This is a genomic window from Kocuria sp., assembly GCF_030530945.1.
GTDB lineage: Bacteria > Actinomycetota > Actinomycetes > Actinomycetales > Micrococcaceae > Kocuria.
Genome location: NZ_JAUMTZ010000014.1, coordinates 42,116 through 51,361, shown reverse-complemented (window position 1 = coordinate 51,361; position 9,246 = coordinate 42,116). Strand labels below are relative to the sequence as shown.

Here is a 9,246-nt window from a genome sequence, read left to right as displayed (position 1 = left end):
CGCGCTGTCACGCGGAGACCCCCGGCGCCTCGAAGGGTTCCATCACGTCCACAGGCCCCTGCGGCCGTCGTTCAGGTGCCCTCATCAGAGATAGTGAAGGCCCCCGCACCATCACGGTGCGGGGGCGCTTTCGTCATGCCCGGGTGTCACGGCGCGCCGTGCACTGGCAGGTCCTTCAGCTCCTCGTCCGACAGTCCCGCGTTCGGGTCCTGCTCCCGCAGCGGAGCCTCGGCCTCACCGGACGGCGCCGGGGTGTCCAGTGCGGCATCCATGACCGCCACCCGGTCCTGCGGGGTGGTGCACACGGTCGGCTGGGACACCGCGCACATCGTCTCCGGTTTCCCGGTCTGGGAGTAGTAGTCGTCCTCCACGATCCCGTAGGACGCGAGGATGTTGGGGTCCTGCCCGCGGGTGGACCACACGGGCCTGGCGGTGTCGAGAGCGGTGGGTTCTTGTGCGGTCCCGTGGGTGGGCTCCGCGGCCGGGGGCTCCGTGGTGGCTGCGGGTGCCGGTGCATTCGGGGTCGCGCTGGCGCTAGCCGATGCGCTGGTGCTCGTGGTGGAGCTCGCGGAGCGGGCCGGGGACGACGTCGCCGCGGACGCACTGGGGGACTCCGCGGGCGCATCGTCCGCACTGCATCCGGTGAGGGTGAGCGCCGCGAGCGCGGCCGGGACGAGCAGGGCGAGGGTGTGGCGATGCATGGGGGTCTCCTGGGCGTTACGCGGCGGTGAGTTCGCGGACGAGTTACCAGGGGCATTCACGAGTCAGCTGGCCGCAGATCGGCGAGAATTCGATTGACCTTGCGACGTTCAGTCACCTGTTCGGTGGACACCTGTCCAGACGGCGCGACTTGGATGATTTCAATGTAGACGCTTGGCCGCCCCGGCAGAAGCAGCACTACGAGCCACAAGCCGAGCGACACGCAGATGAGGGCAACATGGATGATTAGCATCAAGATGCCCGAGCCCATACGAGCAGCAAGACTGGAGTTGCTGCTACCGAACTGAATCCACGCGGTGTGGGGCTCTCGGCGGAGGACTGTGGCTGTGCCCTTCGTGGTGCTGGTCTTCTCCGCAACGACACGCGTGAGTATGTTGGTGCGTTCCTGGCCTGTAAGGACCAGCTCGGGGGCGCTGGGCTTCCTCGACATGGGTTCTCCTGGGGTGGGGGTTACCGTCACTCTACCGACGGTTTTTTGGGGGGTGCCCGGGGGGTGAGAGTTGTTACGTTCCCGGCATCTGAGTCTAACTGAGTTCCACTATTCACAACTAGGGTCAGTGTAGATTCGGCGTTTTCCCTAGTCAGAGCCGTATTTGAGGTGTGTGGTGGACAGGTGGGCCTGTGAGCCGGGTTCTGTGCCGCGGCCGGTTGCCCGCACCGCGGTGACGACCATCCATCTAGGCCGTGCGTTGCCGCACGGCTCGAGCAGCCTACCCGGACGCTCGGGCGAGCAGCCCTCGGACGCGCCCTGCGTGGCCTTGCTCCGGACGGGGTTTACCGAGCCGCGCCGGTCACCCGGCGCGCTGGTGGTCTCTTACACCACCTTTTCACCCTGACCCGCTCGTGGCGGGCGGTCTGTTCTCTGTGGCACTGTCCTGCGGGTTTCCCCGAGTGGGCGTTACCCACCGTCCTGCTCTGCGGAGCCCGGACTTTCCTCGAGACGCGTCGCGAACGACGACGCCGCGCGGTCGCCCGGCCCACCTGTCCGCCGTCGATCCTACCGCGTTCGCGGCAGCGACCGCCGCGGCCGCGGTTCAGAGCACGAGCATGGCGGAGCACTCCGGGCACTGCGGGATCCCGGTCTCCGGGGTGGCCTCCAGGGCCGCGGCGTCCGCGGGGCTCAGCCGCGTGTCGCACGCCCCGCACGTGCCGTTCTCCCAGCGGGCGACGGCGATCCGCCCGCCTCCGCGCGCGGTGCGCAGCCGGTCGTAGCGCTCCAGGACGGACGCGTCCGTGACGGCCGCCGCCCGGCGGGCGCGCTCGGCGGTGAGACGGGCGTGCTCGTCCTTCAGGCGCGAGAGCTCGGCGTCCCGCTCCGCCACCGCGGTCCTGGCCTCCGTGTCCGCGGCACGCAGCAGGGGCTGCTTGCGCTCGCGGTCCGCGGCGACCTCCTCCGCACGGTCCATGGCCTGCAGCTGCTCCTCCTCGGCCCGTCCCCGCTGGGCGGTGAGCGTGTCGATCTGGTGCTGGATTCCCATGAGGTCCTTGGAGGTGCCACCCGCATTGAGCCGCCGGGTGTCCCGGTCGATCCTGCTCTGGATCCCGGCCACCGCGGACTCCGCCTCCCGCACGGCATCCTGCGCCCGCTGCAGGGCCGCGTCCAGCTCGCGCGCGGCCGCGACGGCCTGCGTGCGCCGGGTCACCAGTGCCGCCACGGCCTCGGAGGTCTGCAGCTCCTTCGCGCGCCGGAGCGTGGTGAGCAGCTGCGAGTCCACCCTCTGCAGCTCGAGCAGGGCGGGGAGGAACGAGCGGGCGGCGGTCATGGGGATCTCCTGGGAGTCGGTGGCGGTCAACGGGGTGCGGAGGTCAGGCATCCGCGGCGTGCACGGTGAAGTCCCACGGGTCGGTGCGCAGGGTGCTCACGCGGATCTCCACGGTGAAGCCCCGGGCGCGCAGGGCCCGTTCGAGGTCCTCGCCGGCCCACGGAAGCCACAGTGCCTCGCTGGCCGAGTGGGCGGCGTCGATCAGCGCGGGCGTTCCCGCCTCCCCCGGCCCCAGCGCGCGCTCCCTGGCCTCCGACGCCGGGTGGTGGCGCAGGTCCGCGGTCACGTACACGTCCGCGCCGTGCGCCCGGACGGTGTCGAACAGGGAGTCCCCCGAGCCGCCGCACACGGCCACCGTGCTCACCCGGCGCTCGCCGCTGCCCGCCACGCGCAGCCCCTGGGCGGTGGCGGGCAGCCGCGCGGCCAGGCGCTGCGCCAGCTCCCGCAGCGTCACCGACGCCTCCAGGGTGCCCACGCGGCCCAGTCCCGTGCGGGGGTCCGCGGCGTGCGGGACGAGCGGAGCGGCGTCGTCGGGATTGACCCCGCACGCCGCGATCAGCGCATCCGAGACGCCGCGGTGCGCCGAGTCGGCGTTCGTGTGGCAGCAGAGCAGGGCGCACCCGTTCTCCACGAGGTCGTGCACCGCGCGGCCCTTGAAACCGTCCGCGGCGACCGAGGTGACGCCGCGCAGCAGCAGGGGGTGGTGGGTGAGGAGCAGGTCCGCACCCCCGGCCACGGCCTCCGCGACCACCGGTGCCACGGGGTCCACGGCCAGCAGGATGCGCCGCACCGGTGCCTCCGGGCGGCCCACCGCGAGCCCGGACGCGTCCCAGTCCTCCTGCGCACGGAAGGGCCACAGCGCGTCCGCGACGGCGACGACGTCCTGCACGGTGGGGTGGGTCGGGTGGTCCGTGTCCTCGGTGCTCATGCCCCCATCCTAGGAGCGCGCGGCCCACGGCACCCGGGAATCTTCTGGCCCGGCGCGCGTTGTACAGGGCATGACTTCATCGACACCGCAGACGTTCGTGCTGGCCGGTGGCTGCTTCTGGTGCCTGGACGCCGTGTACCGCAGGACCCGCGGCGTCCAGCGGGTGCGCAGCGTGTACACCGGCGGGCACACGGAGCACCCGGACTACGAGTCCGTGTGCTCCGGGACCACGGGGCACGCGGAGGCCGTGGCGGTCACCTTCGACCCCGAGGTGGTGCCCCCGGAGGTGATCCTGGACCTGTTCTTCACGGGCCACGACCCCACCTCCCTGAATCGCCAGGGCTACGACGTGGGCACCCAGTACCGCTCCGCCATGTTCCCCGCGGACCAGGAGCAGAAGGAGCTCTTCGAGGCCGCGATCACCAGGGTCCAGGAATGGTTCGACGATCCCGTGGTCACCACCGTGGAGCCGCTGGGACCCGTGCACGAGGCCGAGGACTTCCACCAGGACTTCTACGGCAACCAGCCCTTCAACGGCTACTGCCAGGTGATCATCAACCCGAAGCTCGCGAAGGTCCGCAAAAATTACGCCGTGTGGCTCACGGACTGAGACGGCCCCTCGGCGCGCGGATACGCTGAGCAGGATTCCGGGCACAGCCGCGGCACCCCTGTGCCACGGCCGCTGCACACCCACTGGACAGGAGACAGAGATGGGCAAGATCTACGACGACGTCACCGAGATCGTGGGGGGCACCCCCCTGGTGCGCCTGAACCACCTGGACAAGGACCTCCCCGGCAACGTGGCGGTCAAGCTCGAGTTCTACAACCCGGCCAACTCGGTCAAGGACCGGATCGGCAAGGCCATCGTGGACGCCGCCGAGGCCTCCGGCCAGCTCAAGCCCGGCGGCACCATCGTGGAGGGCACCTCCGGCAACACCGGCATCGCCCTGGCCATGGTGGGCGCGGCCCGCGGGTACAAGGTCATCCTGACCATGCCGGAGACCATGTCCACCGAGCGCCGCGTGATGCTGCGCGCCTACGGCGCGGAGATCGTGCTGACCCCGGGCGCGGACGGCATGCGCGGCGCCGTGGACAAGGCCCAGGAGATCGTGGACACCACGGACAACGCCATCCTGGCCAGCCAGTTCGCCAACCCTGCCAACCCGGACGTGCACTACAGGACCACCGGCCCCGAGATCTGGGAGGACACGGACGGCCAGGTGGACGTCTTCGTGGCCGGCATCGGCACCGGCGGCACCATCACGGGAGCCGGGAAGTACCTGCGCGAGCAGAAGCCGGACGTGCGCCTGGTCGCCGTGGAGCCCTCCGACTCCCCCCTGCTCACGGAGGGCAAGGCGGGCCCCCACAAGATCCAGGGTCTCGGGGCGAACTTCGTGCCGGACGTGCTCGACCGCGAGATCTACGACGACGTCTACGACGTGACCGTGGAGAACTCCGTGAAGTACGCCCGTGAGCTCGGCAGCAAGGAGGGCATCCTCGGCGGGATCTCCACCGGCGCCATCATCTGGGCGGCCCTGCAGGAGGCCGCCAAGGAGGAGAACCGGGACAAGCTCATCGTGGCGATTGTCTGCGATTTCGGCGAGCGCTACATCTCCACCATCCTGTACGAGGACATCCGAGGCTGATCCGCCGCGGTCCTCGCGAACGGGTGTCCAGGGCGCACAGTCCCCGGGCACCCGTTCGCATTGGGCGGGCCGACCGGCTCCCCGAGCGGCACACGACTGAGAAGGAACCACTTGTGAGCTTCTGGCGCAGACTGCGGGAGGACCTGGACACGGCCCGCACCCACGACCCGGCGGCGCGTTCCAGCGCGGAGATCCTGTTCAACTACTCCGGTCTGCACGCCATCTGGGCGCACCGGCTCTCGCACCGGCTGTGGCAGAACCCGGACCGTCGGCTGCTGGCGCGCACGGTGTCGCAACTGGCCCGCTGGGCCACCGGCGTGGAGATCCACCCCGGAGCCACGATCGGGCGGCGCTTCTTCATCGACCACGGCATGGGCGTGGTGATCGGCGAGACCGCAGAGATCGGTGACGACGTGATGGTCTACCACGGGGTCACCCTGGGTGGCCGGTCGCTGGAGCCCGTCAAGCGCCACCCCACCGTGGAGGACCGCGTGACCATCGGGGCGGGCGCCAAGGTGCTCGGGCCGCTGACGGTGGGGAGGGACTCGGCCGTGGGTGCCAACGCGGTGGTGGTCAAGGACGTCCCGCCGGACTCCATCGTCACGGGCATCCCCGGCAAGGTGCGTCCCCGCACCCCCGAGAAGAAGGAGCCCCTGGTGGATCCCGCGGCGTACATCGACCCGGCCATGTGGATCTGATCCCCTCCGGACGGCACGAGGCCCGGGTCCTGCCCCCCGCTTGGGGGTGGGACCCGGGCCTCGTGTCACGCCGTGGTGCCGGCGCAGCGGGGTGCTGCGCTCAGGAGACGACCTCGGACCGGTCTCCGCTCCACAGCACGTGGAAGCTGGAGTCGGGGTCGTCGATGCGCTTGTAGGTGTGTGCGCCGAAGTAGTCGCGCAGCCCCTGCGTGAGGGCGGCGTTCAGGCGCGGACGGCGCAGCGCGTCGTAGTACGCGAGTGCCGAGGAGAACACCGGCGCGGGGATGCCGCGCTCCACCGCGCGGGCCACCACACGGCGCCACGCCGGCAGGGCGTCCTCGAGGGCCTTCACGAACTCGGGCGCGAACAGCAGGTTCAAGGGGGCCTTGTCCCCCTGGTACGCGGCCATGATCACGTTCAGCAGCTCGGCGCGGATGATGCAGCCGTTGCGCCACAGGCTCGCGATGGTGGCCAGGTCCAGGTCCCAGCCGTACTCGCGACCCGCCATGGTGAGCATGTCCAGGCCCTGCGCGTAGGAGACGAGCTTGGACGCGTAGAGCGCCTTGCGGATGTCGTCCACGAACTCGGGGTCCTTCACCACGTCCTCGGTGGTCCCGCCGATGCCCGCCGGGAGCACCTCCTGGGCCTCGCGCCGCATGGCCGGGTTCGCGGAGGACAGGGCGCGGGCGAAGACGGACTCGGCGATTGCCGTGACCGGCGAGCCCAGCTCCAGGGCCTCCTGCACGGTCCAGCGCCCGGTGCCCTTCTGCCCCGCGGCATCCGCCACGACGTCGATGAACGGCTTGCCGGTCTTCGGGTCCACCTGCCGCAGCACCTGCGCGGTGATCTCGATGAGGTACGAGTTCAGCTCGGTGGTGTTCCACTCGTCGAACACGTCCGCCTGCTCGGCGGGCTCGAGCCCGGCCACGGAGCGCAGCAGCTCGTGGGCCTCGCCGATGACCTGCATGTCCGCGTACTCGATGCCGTTGTGCACCATCTTCACGAAGTGCCCGGCACCGTCGGTGCTGATCCACGCGCAGCACGGGGCGCCGTCGTCCGCCTTGGCGGAGATGTCCTCGAGCATGGGGCCCAGGCTCTTGTAGGACTCCTCGGAGCCGCCCGGCATGATGGACGGGCCGTTGAGCGCACCCTCCTCGCCGCCGGAGACGCCCACGCCCACGAAGTGCAGGCCCTTCTGCGCGAGCTCGCGCTCGCGGCGCCGGGTGTCCTGGAAGTAGGAGTTGCCGCCGTCGATGATGATGTCGCCCTCGTCCATGAGGGGAACGAGCTGCTCGATCACCTGGTCCACGGGCTCGCCCGCCTTGACCATGATCAGCGCCCGGCGGGGCCTGGCCAGGGAGTCGACGAACTCCTCCATGGTCTCCGTGCGGATGAAGTCGCCCTCGGAGCCGTGCTCCTCGATCAGGGCGTCCGTCTTGCCGGACGAGCGGTTGTGCAGCGCCACGGTGTAGCCGTGGTGCGCGAAGTTGCGAGCAAGGTTGGCGCCCATCACGGCCAGGCCGGTGACACCGATATCAGCTTTCTTTTCTGCAGCCATGGTTCCTAGCCTACGCACCCCCCGCTGACACCGCACGGTGGCCGCACCCGGAAGGACACACGGGTCCGGATGCGCAAAGACCCCGGAGCCGTGAGGCTCCGGGGTCTTCGCACTGCGGTGGAGACCGACGGAATCGAACCGCCGTATCTGTCACGCCCGAAGGCGATCAAGCGCACCAGCGTCCCCGAGATTCTCTGCACACATCCGTGCGTGGAACATTCTCAGCTTAACCCCCGGGGGCGCATTCGTGTCAAACCGGTGACGGGAACGTGTCCGAGGTCATGGCCCGTGCGTTGGGTGGCCCCCCATGGCCCCGGTAGGCTTGCTCCCGATCGGGTGCAGGCAGCTGCTCCAGTCGTGCCCACCCGATTCCCCCCGGGGCCTTTAGCTCAGCTGGTAGAGCGCCACGTTTACACCGTGGATGTCGTCGGTTCGATCCCGGCAGGGCCCACCCCTTCTCCTCCCCCGGCGCTCCGGCCGCGTGGAGAGCTCCTCCGCCCGGCCGCTCAGCGCGCGGGCGGCCGCCACATCCCCACCGCGGGCACCGTGCCCCGGCACGGGACCGGGCCCAGCCGCTCGAAGCCGAAGCGGCCGTAGAACGGCACCAGGTCCTCGGTGGACGCCTCCAGGTAGGCGCCCGTGCCCTCCCGGTCCACCTCCGCGAGGCGACTGCGGATGAGCCGGTCCCCCACCCCGGCGCCACGCGCCTGCGGCAGCGTCCCCACGGCCTTGAGGTACCAGTGCGGGGCCTCCGGGTGGGCCCGGTGCGCGAGGTACTCCGTGGTCATGGCGTCCGCGAAGCGGGTGCGGAAGATCCGCAGGTACGTGCTCAGCCCGGGAAGCATCCCCCGCAGCGAGACCTTCGAGCCGGGGGCCTCCCACAGGGTCACGCCCAGGGGCTCGGGACGGTCGGGGGCCAGGGCCAGGTAGACGTGTCCGCCGGCCTGGAAGGTCTCCGTGACGATCCGCCGCCACAGCCGGGTGAGCGAGGCGTCAACGTCCCCGTGGGGCAGCAGTCCCACCACGTGGGGATCCACCGCGAACGCGGCGGCCAGGGTCTCGGCAGCCCGCCCGGTGTCCCCCGGCACGGCCCGCACGATCTCGAACGGCGGCCGGTCGGTTGCGCGCGGCCTCTCACTGTGCGTCACGAGCCGAGGGTAACAGTCGTCACCCGGCGTTCCGAGGACCTCCGGCACCCTGGGAACCCGCCCCTGGCGTGCGGAGCCATCCGCGGCGGCGAGCGCGTGGCCGGGCGCCTAGAGCAGGCGCGGCTGGGTGACGGTGTCGGGGGCCTTCTTCGCCCGACGACGCCGCGGCGCCGGTGCCTCTTCCCCGGTTCCCTCCTCCTCGGGGGCCGCCACGGCCTGCGGTTCCGCGGTGCTGCCGCCACCCGGGGCACCGCGGCGAGCGGGGCGGCGTCGCCCACCCGGGGACCCGGCCGGGCGCGCGGCGGACGGGACGAGCGTCTGCTGCCCCGCGAGCTCGGCCTGCTGGTCGCGCAGCACGTCGATGGCGCGCTCGAAGTCCTCGAGGCCGTCGAAGGCCTGGTACACGGACGCGAAGCGCAGGTACGCCACCACGTCGAGCCGGCGCAGGGGAGGCAGGATGGCGAGGCCCACGTCGTGCGCCTCGACCTCTGCGCTGCCCGACGCGCGGATGGACTCCTCGACCTCCTGCGCCAGCATGGCGAGGTCGTCCTCGCTCACCGGGCGGCCCTGACAGGCCTTGCGCACACCGTTGACGATCTTCTGCCGGTCGAACGGCTCGGTCACCCCGGAGCGCTTGATCACCGAGATCGAGGTGGTCTCCAGCGTGGAGAACCTGCGCCCGCACTCGGTGCAGCGGCGGCGGCGGCGGATGGAGGTGCCGTCGTCCGAGGTGCGGGAGTCCACGACCTTGGAGTCGGTGTGGCGGCAGAAGGGGCAGTGCACGG

9 protein-coding genes, 1 tRNA gene, 1 other RNA gene and 1 pseudogene are annotated in these 9,246 nt (G+C 71.0%); 4 read left to right on the top strand and 8 right to left on the bottom strand.

Annotation, left to right across the window (positions count from 1 at the left end; genetic code table 11):
• Positions 1 to 146: 146 nt before the first annotated feature.
• The 5 genes from Q4A22_RS10755 to Q4A22_RS10735 all read right to left on the bottom strand — a co-directional run bounded on the left by Q4A22_RS10755 (position 147) and on the right by Q4A22_RS10735 (position 3,411).
• Positions 147 to 701 carry a hypothetical protein gene (locus Q4A22_RS10755; protein WP_303179357.1) on the bottom strand — a complete coding sequence of 185 codons (555 nt, stop codon included), beginning with the start codon at positions 699 to 701 and terminating at the stop codon, positions 147 to 149.
• 56 nt (positions 702 to 757) lie between these two features.
• The gene (locus tag Q4A22_RS10750) at positions 758 to 1,150 is read right to left on the bottom strand and encodes a hypothetical protein (protein ID WP_303179356.1); all 393 of its coding nucleotides are present in this window, start codon (positions 1,148 to 1,150) and stop codon (positions 758 to 760) included.
• 176 nt (positions 1,151 to 1,326) lie between these two features.
• An RNA gene (rnpB, locus tag Q4A22_RS10745) (RNase P RNA component class A) lies at positions 1,327 to 1,704 on the bottom strand.
• Between the two features lie 50 nt (positions 1,705 to 1,754).
• Positions 1,755 to 2,534, bottom strand: coding sequence for a zinc ribbon domain-containing protein (locus tag Q4A22_RS10740; RefSeq protein ID WP_303179355.1), 780 nt, complete (start codon positions 2,532 to 2,534; stop codon positions 1,755 to 1,757).
• Positions 2,527 to 3,411: a Nif3-like dinuclear metal center hexameric protein gene (locus Q4A22_RS10735; protein ID WP_303179354.1), complete on the bottom strand. Its 885-nt coding sequence runs from the start codon at positions 3,409 to 3,411 to the stop codon at positions 2,527 to 2,529. The genes Q4A22_RS10740 and Q4A22_RS10735 overlap by 8 nt, the downstream gene beginning before the upstream one ends.
• A gap of 70 nt (positions 3,412 to 3,481) precedes the next feature.
• On the opposite strand from Q4A22_RS10735, the gene msrA reads away from it, so the two are divergent.
• The 3 genes from msrA (at position 3,482) to epsC (ending at position 5,755) form a co-directional block, all read left to right on the top strand.
• On the top strand, positions 3,482 to 4,021 hold the full coding sequence (gene msrA, locus Q4A22_RS10730) for a peptide-methionine (S)-S-oxide reductase MsrA (RefSeq protein ID WP_303179353.1): 540 nt from the start codon (positions 3,482 to 3,484) through the stop codon (positions 4,019 to 4,021).
• A 100-nt stretch (positions 4,022 to 4,121) separates the two neighbouring features.
• Entirely contained in the window at positions 4,122 to 5,057 is a 936-nt protein-coding gene (gene cysK / locus Q4A22_RS10725; RefSeq protein WP_303179352.1) for a cysteine synthase A, read from the top strand.
• Positions 5,058 to 5,170: 113 nt separating this feature from the next.
• Positions 5,171 to 5,755 carry a serine O-acetyltransferase EpsC gene (gene epsC, locus Q4A22_RS10720; RefSeq protein WP_303179350.1) on the top strand — a complete coding sequence of 195 codons (585 nt, stop codon included), beginning with the start codon at positions 5,171 to 5,173 and terminating at the stop codon, positions 5,753 to 5,755.
• Between the two features lie 100 nt (positions 5,756 to 5,855).
• On the opposite strand, the gene gndA is transcribed toward epsC, so the two are convergent.
• Positions 5,856 to 7,313, bottom strand: a complete 1,458-nt coding sequence (gene gndA, locus Q4A22_RS10715) for an NADP-dependent phosphogluconate dehydrogenase (protein ID WP_303179348.1) — start codon at positions 7,311 to 7,313, stop codon at positions 5,856 to 5,858.
• 378 nt (positions 7,314 to 7,691) lie between these two features.
• Here gndA and Q4A22_RS10710 point away from each other — a divergent pair.
• Positions 7,692 to 7,764, top strand: a tRNA-Val gene (locus tag Q4A22_RS10710).
• Between the two features lie 55 nt (positions 7,765 to 7,819).
• Here Q4A22_RS10710 and Q4A22_RS10705 read toward each other — a convergent pair.
• Together Q4A22_RS10705 and nrdR are read right to left on the bottom strand one after the other, a co-directional pair.
• The gene (locus tag Q4A22_RS10705; RefSeq protein WP_303179345.1) at positions 7,820 to 8,461 is read right to left on the bottom strand and encodes a GNAT family N-acetyltransferase; all 642 of its coding nucleotides are present in this window, start codon (positions 8,459 to 8,461) and stop codon (positions 7,820 to 7,822) included.
• 333 nt (positions 8,462 to 8,794) lie between these two features.
• A pseudogene (gene nrdR / locus Q4A22_RS10700) lies at positions 8,795 to 9,244 on the bottom strand (transcriptional regulator NrdR); the annotation flags it as partial.
• Between the last annotated feature and the right edge of the window lie 2 nt (positions 9,245 to 9,246).